We start from the raw sequence: 22,301 nt of genomic DNA, 5'->3' as shown, positions 1-22,301 counted from the left end.
AGGAGCGAATAAATGCTTTTAGGTAATGCGGCAATATAAGAGTGTAAAAATAAAAAGGAGCCGTTGCTCCTTTTAGTTATTAGTTTTTAACTCATTAATGTTAATCTTTTTTAGCGTTATTAGGATGCTCAACACCTATCCATGCTTTAAACAACGCCTTTTGTTCACTCGATGCTTGCTTATTAGCAATCACCTTTTTAGGTTTATCAAAATCTTCTGATAAAACTAAACTGGTGCTAGCAAGTGCATCGCGGCGAATGTAATCAATTGTAATTTTATCCCCTACTTTATACATTTCTAGGCTGCTGGTTAAATCCTTACCAACGTGATGCTTATTAATAGCAACAATTTTATCATCTGTTGTTAAGCCTGCCTGCCATGCACTGCCACCGCGTTTAACATGCGAAAGCGTAAGGAGTTGGCCGGTATTTTTTGCCACAGCATTTATACTCGCTAAGGCTTTCGCTTTTTCTGGACGCTCAAATGTTAAACCTACTTTATTGAGTAACTCGTCAAAATTTAGTGAAGCTGGCGAGTCGACATTAGTTTGCCACCAAGTGTTGTAATCACGCCCGGTTAGGTCTTTTAAAATATTGAGTACATCTAAAGAAGTAAAACCTGCAGGTAATTTATGTTGCTTATAAAGTGCCTTGTGTACATCGCGATAACTTATTTTACCTTGGCTTTTTTCTAGTAAATCAATATCTAAAGCAAGAGATAACAATGAGCCTTCTGAATAAATGTTAGTAGAGTAATTACGCGCGTGGTCCCCGCCTTGGTTTATCCACTTATCAAAGCTGGTTTCGCTGGCGCTTTGTACTTCGCGACCAGGTGTTTGTAGATGACGATTAATTGTTTTACTCAGTAGGTTAAAAAACTCATCAGTGCTTTGAATGCCTGAACGCACTAATAAATGATCTTCAAAATAGCTGGTTGAGCCCTCTGCTATCCAAAGTAATTTAGAGTAATTCATATTGGTGTAATCGTAAGGTGTAAGGCCCGCTGGGCGGTATGCTTTAACGTTCCAAGTATGAATAAATTCATGTGCCGCAGTGCTTATAAAGGCTAAGTAATCTTCGCGCTTCGCAAATCGGTCTCGCGGGCGCTGAATAATAGTCGAATTTAAATGTTCAGTAGCACCACCCGCTCCCGATGTTGCATGCACCATAAATACATAACGTTCATACGGGTAGCCATCCCAAATTACATTACCAGTAGCCACTAATTTTTTTAGATCAGTTAGCATGAGCTCTACATCATAATTACCATCGCCCCATATAACTAAATCGTATTCACGGCCATCAACTTTAAAGGTGTGTAATTGGTTAATACCTGTCTCGATTGGTGAGTCTACAAGTACGTCATAATCTGCCGCCTTAAATGTATTTTTACCTTTGTTATTTTTCATTCCAGAAACAGAGCGCCACTGTTTAGGCACCTCTAAATTAACCGTAACGGGTTCTTGGCGAAATGAGTCACTAAACATAAAAAAGCCTGATGCATCAATAAATGCATGGCTGTCATCAATATGGCGCGCACGTTTGCCAAGCTCATTTGCGTATACTTGATATGCTAAGTTAACTTTAGTTGGTTTATTTAAATGTACACGCCAGGTGCTGTGATCAATTTTTTCCCACTTTAGGGGGTTACCCGTACTGTCTTTTGCATCAAAGTAACGCACCCCATTGGCTAAATTTAATATTTCGTAACGCCCAGTGCGCCATGCAGGTAATTTAATGTCTAAATGCGCTTGTGCCGTTTTGGGAAACTCTACCGTAACATTACCTAAGTGGTGCTGTGGCTGAGAAATGTTTAATGAATAATTTACATCAGCAAACGTAGGGGCTGAACATGCGGCTAAAATAGACAGCGCTAATAGCTTTTTCATAATGGCTCATAAAGATAACTTAGTGTGTAAAGAAGACTAACAAGGCGCTATTTAAAAGTGAATTAAAAGCGATAAATAGACTTTTAGATACGTTTATTGGCAATATCTCATTAAAAACACAAAGTTTTTAATGAGATAACTACACTTAATATAAATTTGTTGTAAACTTAACTGATACTAATTAACACAATGGCGGTATGTTTAGGTGCCTGATAAATCTAATCCTATGGACAAAAAACTCAAACAAGCTATTGAACAACGAATAGTAATTGAGAGCGCAAGGAAAACTCAAGTAGATACTCTGTCAAATTTTGCAGCTAAATTATCTTTAAGCTGTAAGGGTCTTGATATTGAATTAGATAATCGCCTAGCCAAATTTAGAAGCGCACTTAATAAAGGAGTTAGCTTTGAGCACTTATCGCCGTTAATTAATGATATTTTAGTACTTTTAAAAAACCAAGAAGCCATTCAACTCGCTCATCAACGCGATTTACGCACAAGTGTAAAAAATGCAGGTAAACAATTACAAAAAACCAATGGTTTACCTGACAACACACGCAGAACACTGCGTAACTTGTTAGATAATGAACTTGATGCCGTTCAGTCAACCCATGGTTTTATACCGCTATTAAATCAATTAATTACTATTTATAACCAAGCATTGCACACTAAATTTAATGCAATACCCGCAGAACAACATACCGATACTCCAGCAATTGCTAAAAAGTTGTTAGAACTTGCCCACCAGCTGGTACTTGAAGATGAAGCAGCTGAGCAAATTCAATCGATAAGAACCACTATTTTACAAAGTAATACAGTAGATGACTTACTCGCTGCGGCGATTGAAATTATTAGTATTATTGTAAAAAACATTAATAACGAGCGCCAATCAGCGCAAAGCTTTTTAGTGTCTTTAAATAAAACCTTAGAAGAGTTACACCATTCGATTTTTTCGACCAGTAAACATTCCGAATCTATGGGAATTGAGTTTGACGTATTAAATAAGCGTATAAAAACTAAAATTAATAATCTTAATGAACAAACTAAGAGTACCACTTCAATTTCATCGTTAAGAAAATTGGTTGATCATGAATTAAAATCCCTCGGTGAAGATTTTATTGCCAAAGAAGAACTTGAACGCAAAGATCGCAAAGTACTTATAACCAGCTTTGATGAAATAAATAATCGTATTGGCAGCCTAGAAAAAAAACTCACAAAGTATAAAAAGCGTCTTAACGATCAACGTTTTAAAAGCCTGTTCGATAGCCTAACTAAACTGCCAAACCGAGCTGCGTTTGATGAGCGCTATAACCACGAAATGCACTTATTTAATGTGCAAGCATCCGATGTTACTCTGGTGGTAATTGACGTAGATTATTTTAAGTCAATAAACGACAGATTTGGTCATACTGCTGGAGATATTACGCTACAAGTTATTGCTAAAGCCTTGCAAAAGTCGATAGAAAAAACTGACTTTATAGCGCGTTATGGCGGCGAAGAATTTGTACTATTAATGCCAGGTACTTCTTTGGAGCATGCCATTCCCCAACTCGAAAAGCTTAAAAAGAATATAAAAAAGATCCCGTTTAAGTTTAAAGATAAGCAAATAGAAATTACAGTGTCACTTGGCGCAACTCAGTTTAAACAAGGTGACACATTATTAAAGGCATTTGATAGAGCAGACGATGCTTTATACGAAGCCAAAAACGCAGGTCGGGATCGTCTGTGTATACGTAAATAATGTTATATAGCTCAATTGTTTTGAGTTTTATAACTAGCTAGTTTTTTACATTTTATACCAATTGTATTAAATGAGTCGTTAATTATAGCTACCGCTCTAAAAAAGTACGGCGCCTTATATATTACTTATATAAGTTCAAGTGCCCAAAATGAGTTTAACCTGCTAGAACAATCAACGCTTGTATTCAATTGGTATTAAGCAGCAAGGAGAATGCCGATGTTAATACAGTTAAACCCAACTGGGGTTTTAGATTTACTGTCGCAATTAGAAGTTGATTTATTAGAGCAATCTTCCGCTAGTGAACGCTATCGATTATTTAGAAACTGCGCGCTTGCCGTCCTCAACGTAGGCAGCCATACAGATGAAAGTAGCGACATCTACGATAAATACCAAGACTTTGATATTCGTTTAGTTAGCCGTGAGCGCGGCATAAAAATAGAACTAATTAACGCACCTGATACCGCATTTGTTGATGGTGAAATTATTACCGGTATTCACGAGCATATATTTTCTGTGATCCGCGATATTTTATTTATATGTCAAAAATACGAAAAAGATCTTAAAGAACAAAAAGCCATTACCCACATGGTTTTTGATATGCTCAGAAATGCCGATGCACTAAAAGTAAACAGCGAACCAAGCATGATTGTATGTTGGGGTGGGCATTCTATTAGTGAAGTTGAGTATAAATATACCAAACAAGTAGGCTATGAGCTGGGCCTGCGCGGCTTAAACATTTGTACCGGCTGTGGCCCTGGCGCTATGAAAGGTCCAATGAAAGGCGCTACTATTGGCCACGCTAAGCAGCGCATTAAAAACAATCGTTATTTAGGATTAACCGAGCCCAGCATTATTGCAGCAGAGCCGCCTAACCCAATTGTAAATGAATTAGTCATTTTACCCGACATAGAAAAACGTTTAGAAGCCTTTATACGCACTGCGCACGCTATCATTATTTTTCCTGGTGGCGCTGGTACTGCTGAAGAGTTTCTTTATTTATTAGGGATATTATTACACCCAGAAAATGACAAGCAGTGCCTACCGGTTATTTTAACAGGACCCAAACAAAGTGAAGCCTACTTTAAAGAGCTGTGCCACTTTATTGAAATGACACTGGGTGTAGAAGCACTCAGCAAATTTGAAGTTATTATAGATAACCCACAATTAGTAGCGCAAAAATTAAAGTCGACCATGGCTAATGTTCGCGACTATCGTAAAAGCCAAGGCGATGCATACTATTTTAACTGGACATTAAAAATAGAAAATGACTTTCAACAGCCGTTTATACCATCACATGAACAAATGGCGAACCTAGACTTGCACCTAGAACAACCAAAACAGTTATTAGCTGCAAATTTACGCCGCGCATTTTCGGGCATTGTTGCCGGTAATGTTAAAGAAGAAGGCGTAAAAGCAATTAAACAACATGGGCCTTATATTCTAAGTGGCGAGCCTAGTTTAATGAAAGCAATGGATAAGTTATTACAAGCTTATGTTGACGAGGGAAGAATGAAACTACCCGGCAGTAAATATGTCCCCTGCTACACAATCAAGGCGTGAGTTCTGTATTGAAACCCCATTTATTACTTATTGATGCGCTTAATTTAATTAGGCGCATTTACGCGGTTGACGCGAATCAAAAACATCACAGTGATGAGCAGATGCTTAAAGCAAGCTGCGCACGTGTAGCGCATACCTGCTCAAAACTTTTAAGCAGCACTAAAGCAACCCATGCCATTGCCGTATTTGATGGCGATAAAAGTTGGCGCTATCATTTTTATAAAGATTACAAACACTCCCGTGCTCCTATGCCACAAATACTTAAAGATGCATTAGTGCAATTTAAAGCCGCCATTGAAGAAACCGGTACTGTAGTGTTTGAACCAATAAACGATGAAGCTGATGATATTATTGCAACTCTTGCAAATAAGGCATCACATAACAACATCAGCAGTGTGATTGTCTCAACTGATAAAGGCTTTTTACCTTTTTTAAATGAGCATATAGCTGTGTATGATTATTTTAAAAAACATTATTTAGATCAAGATAGTATTAAGCAACGCTTTGGCGTTGAGCAAAAAAAACTAGTAGAGTTTTGGGCATTTGCTGGCGATAAAACCAATGATATTCCGGGCGTAAAAGGCATAGGCACTAAATCGGCACAGCTACTAGTTAATAACTATAGCTCTGTCGAGGATGCACTCAATGACGATGCTCTTAGTGCCAGCTTACGTAAAAAGCTAACTGAGAATATGGATATGTATGTTATTTCAAAGCAACTGGTTAGTTTACGCACCGATATAAACTTAGGCTTTAGTTTAAAGCAGTTAAGGCTTAATTAGTCGCAAGTTAATAGCACTGCCGTACGACAATACGTATACTATTAGCAGTGATGGTTAGTAGAGTAAGTAATGTTCAAAAAGTTTTTTAGATATTTAATTTTAGGTTTAGGGCTGTATGCGCTAATAGCCACGTTAGTGATCGTTTTTTATAAAGATGATCCACAAGCTATGATTTGGCAAGACAGAGAAGCCTATAATAAACGCTATATCGAAAAGCTAAAAATAGAAGACACTGCAACCCTCAATAGTGTACTCGAATATTTAGGTAGCCCAGATCTTACCTTTGCTAAGCGTGATGAGGACCAAGTATGGCAAATTGTTTTTTATCGTACCCAGCATAAAACATCTGACGGCATTACTACTATAGATGAATGTACCGGCTTATTATTTAAAAACGGGCAGCTCATTTTATGGGGTCCCAGTGCTTACGATCAATATCTAAAACCAGGTTAGGGAAACGGCATAATGGATGAGCCTGTATCAATAAAGCTAAAAAGGTTGCTTGAGCATACGCAGCTATTTTTAGCTTCATACAATAATAAAAAACAATGGCCTACCTTTTATCCGCTAGTGTGCAAACTTGCAGAGCAATACCGAACCCTTTATAAGCAAAACCCGAGTGCTCTACAAGCGCAACTTATGCTTTATAAAACTCAGTACGACTTTGCTACCAACCTTGTAATTAACCAATGTATTTTAACAACCGCACTGTGCGTAAGCCAAAATTACGATGACGAACTAAGTGAGTTGTATATTAGTGCGTCATTAATTGAGCACTTGTGCGTAGGCGCTCAACTTAATAAACTGTCCAAACAAATAGCGTTTACCAGTACCGAAAGCCAAATATGGCAATTACGCCACAAACTTGCAGCGCGCGTATTACTAACCGCAAAACAACCTGCTCATAGTATTACTCAAGTATTAGCTAAACTGAGTAAATATAAACACGCTTTAGTAAGCACCCCTAAAATAATGTTATACGATGGCGGCACAATAATTGTGGCGTTAGCTAATATTTTGGCAGTTAACCTCACGTGTAATGCAGCAAATCAGCAAATAAATTTTTATAAAGCGATAGGCGACTTATATTTGCGAACCCCAAATTTATTTGCTCAGCGGCTCTTAAAATCATTAATTGCGCATATTGGTCCTTTGCTCCCCGGGAGCCGAGTTTTATATGCCGAACAAGCAATGATTTATTTAGCAACCGACGCCGAGCAGCGCCACATACTTATTAAAAGCTTAAAGAACAAAATAGTTTGGTACAGGGTAAAAGCAACGCTTAACGATAACGCAGTACAATGGCTATGCGCTGATAAACGTATACTTTATAAAGTGTGGGATACTGAATATGTAAATATAAAAGCCGCAACTCCCAGTACCCAAAACACATTATATGATCTAATTGGGCTTATTAAACTGCAACAAGAGTATAGCTTTAACAATATAAATACTTTATTAGCCCCACATCCTAATGTTATTAAAAGCTTATGCCAAGCAGTTAAACCGTATAACAAAGAGCATCAAGCCGCTAAAAATTTAACGCATAGTTTGTCTATGGTTGGCTACAATAATGCCCCTGCTATTATACAGCGCGTGGTGTTTGAGCAACTAGTTTTTGCTATTCCGCATCCTTTACATGCTTTTTTAGTTAATCGACTCAAATGTATGGTCGATATAATGAGGCTATTGGTCTATAACAATAAGCAATATCAGTTTGAGCATATTTGTTTGCCTTTATATGCTTACGCGCATTACTTTTTAATACATTGTAGTACGCAACTTTCAAGAAAGACGCCTATAGCGCACGCCCCCAATAAATCATCCGATACACCTATGTGCGCATTTTTTGGCATAGAAAGCATGGATAGTAAGCATTTAAATCAGCAGTTATCAGCGCTTTTAAGTGATAACCCATGGACCTTTGCATTATTAGATGCCGAACAAGTAGCTAAAAACGAACTCACTGAGCAAAGTAAGCTATGGGTAGCATTTAAAGTAGTAGCACAAAGCGTGTTTAAGCCAAAAACAGCATTAACACCTTGGCAACAGCAAACACTTAAGCAGCAATTAATAGCCCAGGGCTGGGACAATCAAGCCGATTTTTATGACAAACTTCAAACATTAGCTTTGTTTGATAGTATTTAAGCTACTTATTTTAACTATAAGCAGCGGTTATACCCAGTATTAATAGTATAAACTGGCAAAATGACTTAATAATTGGTATAAATGCGCCCTTGAATTCTCAAGCTCGTTCACATAAATTTTCTAACAAGCAGTTGCTCCCTCGGAGCCACAATTTATGTGCAAATCAAACTCTTTAAAGGATAAGTTAATGGCCAAACAAACCATAACAGTGATCAAAGGCGACGGCATCGGCCCTAGCATTATCGACTCAGCACTTGAAATACTAAAAGCCGCAGGATGCGATTTTGATTATGAATTTGTTGATGCTGGCCTAGCTGCACTTGAAAAAACAGGTGAGTTACTTCCGCAAGACACAATCGATACTATCGCTAAAAACAAAATCACCTTAAAAGGTCCTTTAACAACGCCAGTTGGTGAAGGCTTTACTTCTATAAACGTAACACTACGTAAGCAATTTGGTTTGTACGCAAACGTACGTCCTGTTAAATCGTTTGTAGGCACAAAAGCACGTTATGATGATATTGATATCATTACTATTCGTGAAAACACCCAAGGTATGTACTCTGGCGCTGGTCAAATTGTAAGTGAAGATGGTAACGAAGCAGAAGCAAAATCTGTTATTACTCGCGAAGGCGCAGAAAAAATCGTAACGTTTGCTTACGAGCTAGCAGTACGTGAAGGCCGTAAAAAAGTAACAGCGGTACATAAAGCAAATATTTTAAAATCTACATCAGGCCTATTTTTAAAAGTAGCGCGTGAAGTTGCTGAGCGTTTCCCAGAAATTGAATCAACCGAAATGATTGTTGATGCAACCTGTATGAAACTAGTAATGACGCCAGAAGAGTTTGACGTAATAGTAACCACAAACTTATTTGGTGATATTTTATCAGACCTATGTGCTGGTTTAGTTGGCGGCTTAGGCATGGCACCAGGTGCTAACATTGGCGAAGATACTGCAATTTTTGAAGCAGTACACGGCAGTGCGCCTGATATTGCAGGTAAAAACTTAGCTAACCCTACTTCTGTAATTTTAGCGTCTATTCAAATGCTTGAGCATTTAAACATGGGCGACACCGCAGAGCGCATTAGAAGTGCAGTTGCTGATGTGATTAAGTCAGGCGATCGTACTACTCGCGATTTAGGCGGCAGCCACGGTACAACAGACTTTACTCAAGCTGTTATCGACCGTTTGTAATATAAAGTATAAAGTACATACATAAGTACTTGTAAGCGTACTGATATAAAAAGCCAGCAATTGCTGGCTTTTTAATATTCCAACTTATAAAACTGCATAAAACCTCCTTTTATCCACTTTCAAACTTCAAAAAACAACTAATTCCAGCACAAAAATAGCATGATGAGAAAAAACAATGCAAAAAAGCCATTTCGCGGTTGACATACTCCCTCAAAACCCTTAAAAATAACCACATACACAATTTTAGTTTAAAGCAGTATTAACGCTTTGTAATAGAGTAATTAATTATGAATACTACAATTCGCCTATTAGTCGTACTCGTACTGGTCTTAGTTATAAGCCCAGCGGGGATGTATTGAAAGGTGATACTGCTTTTTAAAAACCCCCGCCCCATGCGGGGGTTTTTTTATGCATAAAAATAACGGCAGAGGAATGAGGATGAGCAAACAACAATATAATGGTTCTGAACTAGTTGTTCAGGCATTAAAAGAATTAAAGGTTAAATACATATTTGGCTACCCCGGGGGGTCAGTATTAGATTTATACGATGCGCTTTTCCAGCAAGACGACATTGAACATATTTTAGTTCGTCATGAGCAAGCCGCCACACATATGGCCGATGGTTATGCGCGTGCTACTGGCGATGTAGGCGTAGTACTGGCAACATCAGGCCCTGGTGCTACAAACTGTATTACCGGCATTGCTACAGCCTATATGGACTCCATTCCAATGGTCGTGCTATCGGGGCAAGTACCTACCAACTTGATTGGTGATGATGCTTTTCAAGAAACTGATATCGTTGGTTGCTCGCGCCCTATAGTAAAGCACAGCTTTAACTGCAGAAGCGCAAAAGATATCCCAACTATTTTAGCTAAAGCTTTTTATATTGCCAGCACAGGCCGCCCAGGCCCAGTGGTAGTAGAGCTGCCAAAAGACATGCTAAACCCTGAGATAAAGTTTGATTATGAATTTCCTAAATCTACCGATTTAAGAACTTACAACCCAAACACTAAAGGCCACTCAAAACAAATACGCAAAGCCGTTACCGCCATACTAGAAGCAAAAAAACTGGTAGTGTACTCTGGCGGCGGAATTGTAATTTCAAACACTTCTGAGCAATTAACTCACTTGGTAGAGTCACTAAATGCGCCAATTACCAATACCCTTATGGGGCTAGGTGGCATTTCAGGCGTGCATCCAAACTTTGTAGGCATGCTAGGTATGCATGGCACCCTTGAAGCCAATAAAGCCATGGCTAATGCCGATGTAATATTAGCATTAGGGGCGCGTTTTGATGATCGGGTCACCAATAATGTGCAAAAATTTTGTCCCAACGCCACTATAGTGCATGTAGATGTTGATCCAACGTCTATTTCTAAAACAATTAAAGCTCACATTCCGGTAGTTGGCTGTCTTGCAACCGTACTAGAGCAGCTACAAGCTGGTATTGATAAGAGCCCTATTCAAATTGATCGCAGCGCCCAAGAAGATTGGTGGCGTCAAATTATCAGCTGGCGCGAACAAAAGTGCTTAAGCTATAACACCGATGGCGATGCAATTAAACCGCAAGCCGTAATTGAAGCGGTTTATAAAGCCACCAATGGCGACGCTTATGTAAGCTCCGATGTTGGCCAACATCAAATGTTTGCAGCCCAGTATTACCCGTTTAAACATCCGCGTCAGTGGATCAACTCAGGCGGCCTTGGCACTATGGGCTTTGGCTTACCTGCTGCCATGGGTGTAAAACTTGCTTTTCCGGATAAAGAATCGGTATGTATTACTGGCGACGGCTCTATTCAAATGAATATTCAAGAGCTAGCTACGTGTTTACAATATAACTTAGCGGTAAAAGTCGTTTCATTAAATAACCGCTCTTTAGGCATGGTACGCCAATGGCAAGATATGGTGTATGGCGGGCGTCATTCATCATCTTACATGGAGTCTTTGCCTGATTTTGTTAAATTAGTAGAAAGCTACGGCCATGTAGGTATTAAAGTAAACACCCTAGATGAGTTACAACCGGCTATCGACAAAGCCATGTCGATTAACGATCGTTTAGTATTTTTAGACATTCTTGTAGACGAAAAAGAACATGTATACCCAATGCAAATTAAGTTTGGTGGCATTGATGAGATGTGGCTACGTAAAGGAGTAAAAGCATAATGCGTCGTATTTTATCTATATTATTAGAAAACGAACCAGGAGCACTGTCGCGTATTGTAGGATTATTTTCGCAGCGTGCTTATAACATCGACAGCCTAACGGTTGGCACAACGGATGATCAGTCTTTATCGCGCATTACTATTACCACTATGGGTGATGACCGTGTAGTAGAGCAAATTACCAAACAGGTAAACAAGCTTGTTGATGTACTAAAAATTATTGATTTAACCGAAATGAGTCATATTGAGCGTGAACTATTATTGGTTAAAGTATTTGCCCAAGACGAAACAACACGCGCAGCGGTTACCCGCGTAGCAGATGTATTCCAAGGGACTATTTTAGATATGGGCCGGCTAAGTTATAGCCTACAGTTAGTGAGTAGCACAGATAAAATTGAATCATTTTTAGATACGCTACGCCACGAAACCGACATTATTGAGGTAGTGCGCTCTGGTGCAGTTGGCATTGGCCGTGGCGATAAAGCCCTAAAAGCCAAATAAATAACTAAAAAGTTAATCCACCTTAATAAAGGTGGATTAACTTTATTACAATTATTAAATGTAATTATAATGTTATCAAGGTTGGCAAATATTTTAGGCATAAAAAAAAGGGCTAAAAGGCCCTCTTTTCATTTAATTAGATAAACCTACAATTAAAGGTTTACTTGATCTTTAAGACCTTTACCTGCTTTAAAGCTTGGGATAGTTGCCGCTGCGATTTGGATCTCAGCACCCGTTTGTGGGTTACGGCCAGTACGTGCTGCACGTTCTTTAACCGAAAAAGTACCAAAACCAACTAACGCTACTGAATCACCTTCTTTTAAAGAAGAAGTTACAGCGCCAGTAAACGCGTCAAGAGCGCGTGTAGCAGCGGCTTTAGAGATTTCTGCATCAGTAGCAATTTTTTCAACTAATTGAGCTTTATTCATTATTTGATTCCTATTCGTTATTATTTTGCCTTCGCAAAACCTATCTTTATGCATTTTTGAAGAGTTAGCAACAGCAAATTGCATTTTTTGCTTAAAATCTTATAAAATGCGTAAAATTAAAATAATTATCGGTAAAATACAGCGTGTTGAGTTAACAAAGACTTAATTTAAGTGCAATTTTAACGCAAGTTAAGCCACAAAGTCATAAGCTATATTTTTTCGATAACCAAGGTAACTTCCCCAACTTCGATACCAAACTTAACAATAGACGTACGGTTTATCAAGCGAGTTTGTGTTACCAAGTACATCCAATCATCAAAGTTTACCGTTAAAGTGCTGCCATCGTACGGCAGTTCAACAGCGTAATTCCAATGAAATACACTGCCATCACTTTTCCCTTTAGCTGTGCCTAAAACATCATCTGCAGTGCCGGTTAAACTCTTGTCATCATTGAGTGTTACTTTCCAAATACGTTTTTGAGTTTCACCATCATCATAAATAAAATCTTCTTCTATAACGCCTTGGTTGCCCTCCCAGCTTGCATGCATGTCAACCACGAGCTTGCGGGTTAATTCACCTTTATAGTCTTGTACAACGCCATAGGCTTTTAAATTTCCGCTAAAAAACGTTTTAAAGTCAAATTCTGGAGAGGTGTTATTGTAATGTTCGACATTGGGGGCAGAGCAACTTACCAATAACAGCGCACATATAGCGGCAAAGGTTACTTTTGCATAATTTAAAATCGTCATATTAATTTCCTAATAATTGCTTTCGAAGTGCGGGCTCAGAGGTATTTTCGCTCAGCCAAATCGCCAAAAAGTCAGCGGCAAAGCCAGGCTCATTAATTTCACCAATGTGTTTATCATTATGGTAAAAAACACTAAGCCCTTGCTTGTCTGTTACGAGCGTTAACGACTCGCCTTTTTTTATATTTGGCCACATCGCTAATAATTTATCGCTATATTGCGTTGTTAGCTGTTTTTTACCTAAATGTTGCCACTGCTCGTTGGTCGCTTTTACTATGTCTTTAGCAGCAAAGTCACGCAAATAAGTCAGCTTAAATTTAATCGGATTATCGCCTAGCTTATACTCTCCTGTTGTAGTAAATAATGTAGCGTCGTATACATCCCAAAATAAATACTCCATCCGCGCATCCCCTACCTTCGTTAAGCTAATTTGTGCCACAGCAACACAACTCGTTGTGAGTAAACAAATACACAGTACTTTAAATATAGCGTTCATGGTAAATCCCTTCAGGTAAGTGAATAATCATACGGGAGCGGCAAGGGCGAGGATCAGCGAGTAATAAGTAATTTAAGTTTTAAATTAGCTAAAATAATTAAAGTAAATACAGCAGCCCAAAGAGCACCGTATACCAGCCAAAACTCCAATAGTGGCAGGCCTAAATTTAGCACTTCAAAGCGCGCGCCGGCCCAGTAACTTGCAGGGGAAAACACAAGGCAAATAATAAATACTTGCCAAAGTTTTAGTGAGATTAAAAAGCGCATTGAGGTGTTTATGCTAAGCAGTAATGCAAACCACAATAAGGCAAGCCAAACAGGAAATGGGGATACTTTAAACTCTAATAAGCCACTTTTAACGGCAATAAACTCGCTCAATAAAGCCAAGGGCAAAGCCACTAAAACCAGTAATGCGTCGTGCTTCTTTTGTTTTGATAAATAAAACATCAACGCAATAATAGCGCTACTAAACACAACAGAGCTTGATTCAAGCAGTAAGGATAAAAACCACACTGCTTGAAATAACACAAAATTAATAACCGAGTGCAATTTCATCATCAGTACTGATAAAACGTGGTTTACGCGCCATTAAATGCACGGTACTAGTTGCACGTGCTCTAAATGCACCTTCGCAGTAAGCAAAGTAAAATAACCACAAACGATAAAAGCGCTCATCAAATTTAGAGCTGTCTAAGTCTGGCCAGCTTTGTATAAAGCGCGTACGCCAATCGGCAAGTGTACGTGCATAATGGGCACCAATATCGTTTACGGTATGAATAACCATATCGGTATTATTTTTAATTTGTTCACTCATTTCATTTAACGATGGCAAACAACCACCAGGAAAAATATATTGCTGAATAAAATCTGAATTTTTTAAATAATGTTTATAACGCTGATCGCCAATAGTAATCGCCTGAATAAGCATAGCGCCATCATCTTTTAATAACGCACTACATTGAGTAAAAAAGCTTGGTAGGTAATCGTGCCCTACCGCTTCAATCATCTCAATTGAAACCAGTTTATCGTATTGCCCTTTAAGTGAACGGTAGTCTAATTTAAGCAAAGTTATTTTATGTTCAAGCCCAAGTTGCTTCACTTTTTGTTCAACATAGTCGTGCTGCTCATCAGATATAGTCGTGGTAGTAACATAGCAGTCGTAATGAGTAGCTGCATAAATTGCGAATGCCCCCCATCCGGTGCCTATCTCTATTACCGAGTCGCCTTTTTGTAGTTCAACTTGTTCACAAATTCGATGTAACTTATATTGTTGAGCTTGCTCTAAGGTTGCTTCTTTTTCGGGATAGACTGCACACGAATAGAGCATTTCTTTGCTTAAAAACGATTCGTATAAATCATTCCCTAAATCATAATGAGCAATAATATTTTTTTTCGAACCCGATTCTGAGTTTTTGTTTTTTAAGTGATTTAAGCGATTGACAATATTACTGAAAAAAGAAAACTTTTTTTCAAAAGCATCTAATTGATTTTGATTAATTGCAAATATTTCGATCAGCTGAGTTAAGTTATCGCAAGACCATTGTCCTAAAATATAAGACTCGCCTGCGCCCACACTACCCGACAAACAAAATGCTTTGTACATTGCTTTATTATTAACAGTAATCGTTACTTTTGCAGCTGACGATAAATCGCCAAAAGTACTGCGTTCGTTATTATCAACTAACGTTATTTGCCCTGTTTGAATCGATGAAAAGGCTTTAAATACTATTTTTTTATATAAATTAGTAAGCCAGCTTCGATTATTTTGACAACGTAAATGCGTCGCTTTTTCCATAAAATCACCTATATTATTACTCTTAAACAACATAACAACTTGCTTTATGGCTTACCTGAGTGGCCTAAAAAAGGCACTCTTTTAATAAACAACTTTAATGCTTGATAATAAATACCCTTAAAAATTGACCAAGTCATCGCCGGAAAACGTTTAAGCAACCTACTTACTTGTTGCTCAGTTAATTCGTGGCGTTTTAACCTTAGTGTAGCGTCGAATAATACCTGCTCGTCGCGTATATTTTTAATCTGTATTAATGCTTTATCCTGCGTTTGTCGAATATGCCAGTGGTAGTTCATGTCCAAGTCCATAAAAGGTGATACGGAAAAGGTTTTCTTAAAGTTCACTTTTTTTTCTAACGGAACTAAATAATAGTGGCGTTCATTCCAAGGTGTGTTGCTAACCTCTGCGATCATGTAACTAAATTTTGTATCGTTATGGCCAAAAAAATAAAAATTTACTGGGCTAAAGTAAATACCTAAACAGCGTAATTGCCCCAGCATATAAACATGGCTAAAGGTTTGTTTAACACCTAGCTTTGCAAGGTGTTTGCGCGCGCGCTCTACTAACGAAAAGGTATTTAATTGCGGGTCTTTATTTAGATAGTCTGCTTGGTTAAATTTAAGAGTTTTAAAACCTGAACTGCCCAATTGGCTATGGACACCGTTTAATTGCTGTGGGTTATTTAAATCAACCCACATCATGTACAAAGGGTAACTAAAGCTATGGCTTTTAACCGCAAAACGGCGATGTTTTACATCGCCTAAATATACAGCGCTAGTCAAATTCAACCCCAAGCTGTTTGGCAACGTCTACGCCACTATGCACCCCATCTTCGTGAAAACCGTTATACCAATACGCACCACAAAAATAGCTATTATTTTTCCCGTCAATGCTGTGCTTTTGTTGCTGCGCGGCTATCGATTCTTGGTTAAATACTGGGTGATGGTAAGTAAATTCACGTAATATCTTACTCTTTTCTATTCCTTGTAGATGGTTCAATGTTACACAAAACTGCGTATCTGACTGTAACCCTTGAAGTATATTCATTTGATACGTAACAACAGCCGCTTTATCGGTATTATTATTGAGTAAATAATTCCAACTAGCCCAGGCTGCTTTTCTGTCGGGTAATAAATTAGTATCGGTATGAAGCACCACTGAATTTTCGGTATAAGGAATAGCGCCCAACACTGACTTTTCTTGCTCGCTGGCATCGCCCAATAACGCTAACGCCTGATTTGAATGACAAGCAAATATCACTTTATCAAACTCGCTTTGCTCACCATTAGCAAACACAATGGTTACTTTATCGGCAGCTCTAGTTACTGATTTAATATCTGTATTGAGTTTAATTTTGTCGGCAAAGCCTCTAATTAGCGGGTTAATATATTGACGAGAACCACCGGGTATTACATACCATTGCGGCCTGTTTACTACATCTAATAAGCCATGATTAAAAAAGAATTTAACAAAAAATTCAACGCCTACATTTTGCATTTCTTTAATGCTGGTAGACCAAATAGCAGCGCCCATAGGTAAAATATAATGATATTTAAAAAAGTCGTTAAAATTATGCTCACTTAGTAGCTCACCTAATGAGTGATCGGCTTTATAGCTGCCTTGCTCGTGTATTGTTTTACATAATTTATTAAACCTAACTATGTCGTACAGTAAACGCCAAAACTTTGGTCTAAAAATATTACGACGCTGTGCAAATAAACTCGTAAAGGTATGGCCGTTGTATTCAAAACCTGTGGCATCGTTATGCACACTAAAACTCATTTCTGTTTCTTGCTTATCAACGCCAATACGCGCTAATAACTTTTCAAAATAAGGGTAGGTTCTGTTATTAAATACAATAAAACCAGTATCAATCGCGTGTTCAATACCATCAACTTGCACATCAACCGTAGCCGTGTGGCCACCAATGTAATTGTTTTTTTCAAATAGCGTTACATCATAGTGCTTATGCAATAAATGCCCACAGGTTAAACCTGAAACGCCAGTGCCAATTATAGCTATTTTTTTCAACGCGCTAGTCCTTTTGCAATTTTGAGCCACAGCGGCAATGGTAATATGCGCAGTGCTTTTAATATTAGTGTAAAACGATACGGAAAATGCACTTCTTTACGACGCTTGTGTATGCCTTTTATCATATAGTCTGCCGCTTTTTGCGCTGTAACGGCCATAGGCATAGGAAAGTCATTTTTATTAGTTAGAGGGGTTTTAACAAAACCAGGATGCACTAAGGTTACATCAACGTCATTTAAATCAATTGCTAAGCTTTTAGCCAAGTAGCTTACACCCGCTTTAGAAGCGCCATACGCCTCTGAGCGCGGTAGTGCTAAATAGGTTACACTTGAGCTGACTAACACCAGCTGGCCACCACTATTTATTTTAGGTAATAAAGCTTCTAAGCAATACCCCATAGCCAGTAAATTAACGCTAATGACCCGCTCAAATAAGGCGCTGTCAAAATTTCGTGCATCGTCAACGTATTCGCAGTTACCAGCATTGAGTATGACCCGATCAAAATGAGTAAAGCCAATGGTAGCCGACTTTATTTGTTGTAAGTTTGTAGCATCAAATTGGCAGGTTTGAATATTGTTATGCTTAGCAAGCTCAGCTAACTTTTCGCTGTTACGACCGCAAGCAATAACAGTATCGCCTTGCTCGGCATATTTTATTGCTAATTGTTCGCCAATACCTGAGGTAGCACCGGTAATAAGTGTGATCATAATTAGCCCGCCCTTTTATCTATAAGCTTAATAATACGGCCTAATAAAGGAATATGCTTATACAGTAGCTCGCCTACGTTAAAATAGTCGCGGTGCTCAATTATTTTGTCACCGTTAAATGTAAGCTTACTGTGCCCCTGCACAGTAATGGTGTTTCCTGAGGCTAATTTAGGATGCACATAATGCATACTCCAATACACAAAGGCGTTATTGGCAACACTGAAGGAATCAGTTATATCAAACTGGCAATGCGTAACATTGCTATACAAATTAGCAAAGTATTTGCGCAGCTCAACAATGCCATTAATGTTGTGCATTGGGTCGGTAAATTGTATATCGTCGCAGTAAATTTCACTTAATAAATCAAGGTTACTATTATTAAGTTTTTGATATATATCTACAAACTTATCTACTGGTAACTGGTTATCCATATCATACCTTAAATGCTGCTAGGGCACGCTCTCGCGCCGCTTTATGATCAACAATTGCTGGCCAATAACACGAATCACTTTGCCCCAATGAGGCTAAATAGCTATGTGGAAAGTGAATGTGTTTATCTGGCACGTTTTCAAGCTCTGGTATGTATTTACGAATAAATTCGCCGTTTGGATCAAAGCGTTCACTTTGTCTTATAGGATTAAAAACTCTAAAGTAAGGCTGTGCATCACACCCGGTACTGGCCGCCCACTGCCAACCACCATTATTAGAGGCCAAATCGCCATCTATAAGATGTTGCATAAAAAAACGCTCGCCTTTGCGCCAATCTATAAGTAGGTGTTTAGTTAAAAAGCTAGCAACCACCATGCGTAAACGGTTATGCATCCACCCGGTTTGCAAGAGTTGCCTCATCGCAGCGTCAACAAGCGGGTAACCTGTGCGGCCTTCGCACCATGCTTTAAATTCGTCATTGCTGCTACGCCAAACTACCGCGTTATACTTTTCGTTAAAATTATCGCCACGCGAAAGCTTTGGAAATTGCGCAATTAAATGCCGATAAAATTCACGCCAAATAAGCTCATTAACCCAAGTAAAGGTTTTGCTTTTTGAAGTGCTTAAGATATCGGGGTAGCGCTGCTGTATATTTATTAATAATTGCTTAGTACTAATAATACCTAGCGCTAAATAAGGGCTAAGGCCTGAGGTGCCTTTAATACTGGGAATATCACGGTGATCGTCGTAACTTGTTAGTTTATCGCAAATAAAGTTATCGACCACAGTGGCCAATGTTTTATCATCAACGGGCCATTTTTCAGAGCTGCTATCGCCTTTGAGTAAATTTGTTTCGTTTTTGCTTAACTGCGCACCGCCGCTAACGTGCTCTACAGGCCACTGCGGCAAAGAAAAATGCACCTCAATGTACTGCTTTAACCAAGCACGTTTAAATGGCGTAAATACTTTGTACATTTCATTGCTTTGGTTTTTAACGCTGCCTACCGGGGCAATTAAATCGCCTTCGTACAAGGTAAACGTAATAGAAAGCTCATCGCACTTTGCTAAAATGGCTTTATCGCGGTTTACTTCGTTTAGTTCATACTCGGTATTGGCAATTACATGCTTAACATTATTAGCCTTACAAAAATCAATGAATTGAGTTTCGCAATCAGTAAAGTATGGTGCGTCAATAATGTGTAAGGTAATGCCGTGCTCAGCAAGTTGCTGGTGCAGGTAAGTAATGCGACGTTTAAGTAAGTCAATTTGTATTGGCGCTGCTTGATGCTGCTGCCATTGTTTTTCGCAGATAAAAAAAATAGCGTGGTTAGCGCCATTATTAAGCGCTTGAATTAGCGCCTCATTAGAAAAAAGGCGCAAATCGCGCCTAAACCAAAATAATGTGTTCATTAAATACCGTAGCGTAGTTTTAATTCATTAGGATAAGGATTAAAAAATACTTGTTTTTCAAGATACTCGTTTGGGTGCACTTTTAAATGATGCTTTAGCAAAGTAAGTGGCACGTAAAGAGGCACTAAACCATCGCTGTATTCATCAATTGCTTCTCGCATTTCTTGTTTTTCGACTGACGATAAATCTTTTTTAAAGTAGCCCTGTAAATGCATTAAGGTATTACAATTATTTTTGCGTGAGGCTGGCTTTTTAAGTCCATTCATCAAACCTAAAATGTACTTATCAGCAAGCTCGGTTACGTCATCACCTAAAAACGTGCCTAACAAATGACCTAGATCGCGGTAAGCTTGGTAATTATGCGCCATTAACAAGTATTTATATTGCGCATGAAACTGGGTTAAGCGATGAACGTTCAGTGGCTGCTGTATTAATTTTTGCCAATTTTTAAACGTATACACTCGCATTACAAAGTTTTCACGCAAGTGCATGTCGTTTAAACGGCCATTTTCTTCGCACGGTAATAATGGATTGTGCTTCATTATTTGCTCTGCAAAAAAACCAACACCTTCTGATGTGTTACCAGTACCCGCTTCGTTGTATATTTTAATGCGCTCCATGCCACAGCTTGGGCTTTTAGCACAAAACACAAAGCCGCTTAACTCTTTCGCTTGTTCGGTAGCTACTTTAATACCGTAAGCAGTAAGTTGTGGTCCAACGTCGCCAGAACCATCAGGGCGACACACTTTTATTGTATCGCCTACTCGTACTTGGCGAATAGTTGGCCTTGGAATAGGTAAACCCACCGCCACCTCTGGGCAAAAGCGCGTATATTCAACATGCTTTGCAAACTCATCCATACAAAAGTTTGAGCGTTTATGGCCTGTGTCAAAACGCACTTTTTCGCCTGCTAGGCATGCACTAATGCCTATTTTAATTGTATCAGCTTGCATAATATCCCTAATAAACTGTTTATATTAGTAAATTAAATTACCAATTGGGTTAAGTAACTTACTCAGCCCTTTATTAAAATGTAGCGCACTACTGACTACTGTAAAGCATAAACAGCCTTCTTTTGTTACCGGTGTGTGCAGATGGCTGCCATCTTGCCAAATAAAATCACCCGGTACGTAGCTACCCTCTTCGTCGCTAAACTCGCCGTTTAGTAACAAAGTAATCTCAAATCCGGTATGAGTATGCTCTGGTATTTCTCCACCCGCAGCAATGTGCAATAAGCTGGTACGTAATGGGCCATCATCTAGGGCAACGCGCGAGCGGGCTAGTTTGCCAACTTGAGTAAATTTGCTGTGCGAAATACGTGTTAAAGCACGCGGCAGTTGATAGTTTTGCTGGTTTATTTCAACAGCAATTGGTTCAACTTCGTATACTTCATCAATACTGGTATCGCTGGTTATTAAATCAAATAAGCTTGAGCTTTCTTGCTCAAAATAACCACTAGTATCATCCTTAGCCTCTGAAGGTAATGCATCGTTAAACACTTCAGCTGCATTATCAGCTTCAAGCTTTGTTACTTTTTCTTGGCATACTGGGCACATATCTACGTGTATAGACACAGCTAAACTTAACGATGCGCTAAGTGATGCACTGCAATATTGTGTCAGTAAAGTATCACTCGGGTGATGTTTAATCATGCTGATCTCCCATTTCATTACGTAATTTTTGCAAGGCTAAACGTAACCGTGATTTTACCGTGCCTACTGGAATATTAAGTTGTTGTGCAAGTTGTTCTTGCGACATATCTTGAAAATAAACACCTCTTACTACTTCCCGCTGAGCTACTGGTAGCTTTTCAAGGTAGCGTTTAATTTGTTTATCTTCTAAATGATCTGTGTATTCGTGATGCGTATTTTGCGATTCGTTCAATAACGGCCAAATATCTTCGCTGATGTTTTCTTCTTTATTGCTTTTCATTTTGCGCAGCATATCAAACGAAGCATTTCGCATTACCGTGTAAACCCAAGTAGTCGCAGCCCCTTTGTCACTATTGTACAAATGTGCTTTACGCCAAACCGATGTTAGTGTTTCTTGCACTAACTCCATTGCTTGAGCTTCAATACCAAATTGCTTGATACCAAAACGTTTAATTTTTGGCGAAAAATATTCAAATAAATAAGCAAATGCTTTTTTATCGCGGCTTTGTGCAACATCAATTAATGCTTGCATCAATTCCTTACTTGGCGTTTCTGGCATGGCAGTGTACTTACCTGTATTAGGTTCACAACGTAATGATTGTTGTTGACTTACCATAGTAATTTATCCCGT

Annotated in this window: 22 protein-coding genes; 8 read left to right on the top strand and 14 right to left on the bottom strand. The window is 38.6% G+C overall.

Annotation, left to right across the window (positions count from 1 at the left end; genetic code table 11):
- Positions 1–100: 100 nt before the first annotated feature.
- On the bottom strand, positions 101–1,888 hold the full coding sequence (locus AAEZ18_RS04990; protein ID WP_309217421.1) for a M61 family metallopeptidase: 1,788 nt from the start codon (positions 1,886–1,888) through the stop codon (positions 101–103).
- Positions 1,889–2,114: 226 nt separating this feature from the next.
- Here AAEZ18_RS04990 and AAEZ18_RS04985 point away from each other — a divergent pair, with 226 nt between their 5' ends.
- From AAEZ18_RS04985 to ilvN, 8 genes are all read left to right on the top strand, one after another.
- Positions 2,115–3,629 carry a GGDEF domain-containing protein gene (locus AAEZ18_RS04985; RefSeq protein ID WP_350594051.1) on the top strand — a complete coding sequence of 505 codons (1,515 nt, stop codon included), beginning with the start codon at positions 2,115–2,117 and terminating at the stop codon, positions 3,627–3,629.
- A gap of 216 nt (positions 3,630–3,845) precedes the next feature.
- Positions 3,846–5,189 (top strand): nucleotide 5'-monophosphate nucleosidase PpnN, encoded by a 1,344-nt coding sequence (ppnN, locus tag AAEZ18_RS04980; protein WP_011330093.1) that lies wholly within the window; start codon positions 3,846–3,848, stop codon positions 5,187–5,189.
- An 8-nt stretch (positions 5,190–5,197) separates the two neighbouring features.
- Entirely contained in the window at positions 5,198–5,971 is a 774-nt protein-coding gene (gene xni, locus AAEZ18_RS04975; protein WP_350593998.1) for a flap endonuclease Xni, read from the top strand.
- A gap of 69 nt (positions 5,972–6,040) precedes the next feature.
- Positions 6,041–6,424 (top strand): DUF3192 domain-containing protein, encoded by a 384-nt coding sequence (locus AAEZ18_RS04970; protein WP_011330091.1) that lies wholly within the window; start codon positions 6,041–6,043, stop codon positions 6,422–6,424.
- Positions 6,425–6,436: 12 nt separating this feature from the next.
- The gene (locus tag AAEZ18_RS04965) at positions 6,437–8,119 is read left to right on the top strand and encodes a hypothetical protein (protein ID WP_192531851.1); all 1,683 of its coding nucleotides are present in this window, start codon (positions 6,437–6,439) and stop codon (positions 8,117–8,119) included.
- A gap of 187 nt (positions 8,120–8,306) precedes the next feature.
- Positions 8,307–9,314 (top strand): isocitrate dehydrogenase, encoded by a 1,008-nt coding sequence (locus tag AAEZ18_RS04960; protein ID WP_011330089.1) that lies wholly within the window; start codon positions 8,307–8,309, stop codon positions 9,312–9,314.
- A gap of 438 nt (positions 9,315–9,752) precedes the next feature.
- Complete coding sequence (locus AAEZ18_RS04955; RefSeq protein ID WP_011330088.1) at positions 9,753–11,477, top strand: acetolactate synthase 3 large subunit; 1,725 nt, start codon at positions 9,753–9,755, stop codon at positions 11,475–11,477.
- Positions 11,477–11,977: an acetolactate synthase small subunit gene (gene ilvN, locus AAEZ18_RS04950; RefSeq protein WP_011330087.1), complete on the top strand. Its 501-nt coding sequence runs from the start codon at positions 11,477–11,479 to the stop codon at positions 11,975–11,977. Before AAEZ18_RS04955 ends, ilvN begins: the two co-directional genes overlap by 1 nt.
- A 152-nt stretch (positions 11,978–12,129) precedes the next feature.
- On the opposite strand, the gene AAEZ18_RS04945 is transcribed toward ilvN, so the two are convergent.
- The 13 genes from AAEZ18_RS04945 to AAEZ18_RS04885 form a co-directional block, all read right to left on the bottom strand.
- A complete protein-coding gene (locus tag AAEZ18_RS04945; RefSeq protein ID WP_008166804.1) occupies positions 12,130–12,405 on the bottom strand; it encodes an HU family DNA-binding protein in 276 nt (91 codons plus the stop codon).
- A gap of 209 nt (positions 12,406–12,614) precedes the next feature.
- Positions 12,615–13,154 (bottom strand): DUF3833 domain-containing protein, encoded by a 540-nt coding sequence (locus tag AAEZ18_RS04940; protein ID WP_182678660.1) that lies wholly within the window; start codon positions 13,152–13,154, stop codon positions 12,615–12,617.
- A gap of 1 nt (position 13,155) precedes the next feature.
- Entirely contained in the window at positions 13,156–13,647 is a 492-nt protein-coding gene (locus tag AAEZ18_RS04935) for a chalcone isomerase family protein (protein ID WP_041454935.1), read from the bottom strand.
- Positions 13,648–13,700: 53 nt separating this feature from the next.
- Positions 13,701–14,201, bottom strand: coding sequence for a DUF2878 domain-containing protein (locus tag AAEZ18_RS04930; RefSeq protein ID WP_011330084.1), 501 nt, complete (start codon positions 14,199–14,201; stop codon positions 13,701–13,703).
- Positions 14,179–15,441, bottom strand: a complete 1,263-nt coding sequence (locus tag AAEZ18_RS04925) for a class I SAM-dependent methyltransferase (RefSeq protein ID WP_350594000.1) — start codon at positions 15,439–15,441, stop codon at positions 14,179–14,181. Before AAEZ18_RS04925 ends, AAEZ18_RS04930 begins: the two co-directional genes overlap by 23 nt.
- Positions 15,442–15,485: 44 nt before the next feature.
- Complete coding sequence (locus tag AAEZ18_RS04920; RefSeq protein ID WP_350594002.1) at positions 15,486–16,223, bottom strand: DUF1365 domain-containing protein; 738 nt, start codon at positions 16,221–16,223, stop codon at positions 15,486–15,488.
- A complete protein-coding gene (locus AAEZ18_RS04915) occupies positions 16,216–17,472 on the bottom strand; it encodes an NAD(P)/FAD-dependent oxidoreductase (RefSeq protein WP_011330081.1) in 1,257 nt (418 codons plus the stop codon). The genes AAEZ18_RS04920 and AAEZ18_RS04915 overlap by 8 nt, the downstream gene beginning before the upstream one ends.
- Positions 17,469–18,179 (bottom strand): SDR family NAD(P)-dependent oxidoreductase, encoded by a 711-nt coding sequence (locus AAEZ18_RS04910; protein WP_350594005.1) that lies wholly within the window; start codon positions 18,177–18,179, stop codon positions 17,469–17,471. Before AAEZ18_RS04910 ends, AAEZ18_RS04915 begins: the two co-directional genes overlap by 4 nt.
- A 2-nt stretch (positions 18,180–18,181) precedes the next feature.
- Entirely contained in the window at positions 18,182–18,610 is a 429-nt protein-coding gene (locus AAEZ18_RS04905; protein WP_011330079.1) for a nuclear transport factor 2 family protein, read from the bottom strand.
- Position 18,611: 1 nt separating this feature from the next.
- The gene (phrB, locus tag AAEZ18_RS04900; protein WP_350594007.1) at positions 18,612–20,018 is read right to left on the bottom strand and encodes a deoxyribodipyrimidine photo-lyase; all 1,407 of its coding nucleotides are present in this window, start codon (positions 20,016–20,018) and stop codon (positions 18,612–18,614) included.
- Entirely contained in the window at positions 20,018–20,971 is a 954-nt protein-coding gene (locus tag AAEZ18_RS04895) for a YbgA family protein (RefSeq protein WP_011330077.1), read from the bottom strand. The genes phrB and AAEZ18_RS04895 overlap by 1 nt, the downstream gene beginning before the upstream one ends.
- 24 nt (positions 20,972–20,995) lie before the next feature.
- Entirely contained in the window at positions 20,996–21,670 is a 675-nt protein-coding gene (locus AAEZ18_RS04890) for a ChrR family anti-sigma-E factor (RefSeq protein WP_011330076.1), read from the bottom strand.
- A complete protein-coding gene (locus AAEZ18_RS04885) occupies positions 21,663–22,286 on the bottom strand; it encodes a sigma-70 family RNA polymerase sigma factor (RefSeq protein WP_011330075.1) in 624 nt (207 codons plus the stop codon). The genes AAEZ18_RS04890 and AAEZ18_RS04885 overlap by 8 nt, the downstream gene beginning before the upstream one ends.
- Between the last annotated feature and the right edge of the window lie 15 nt (positions 22,287–22,301).

It is taken from the genome of Pseudoalteromonas sp. 19-MNA-CIBAN-0066 (assembly GCF_040308705.1).
In the GTDB taxonomy this organism is placed as follows: domain Bacteria; phylum Pseudomonadota; class Gammaproteobacteria; order Enterobacterales; family Alteromonadaceae; genus Pseudoalteromonas; species Pseudoalteromonas nigrifaciens.
This window is presented reverse-complemented; position numbering and strand designations above follow the sequence as displayed.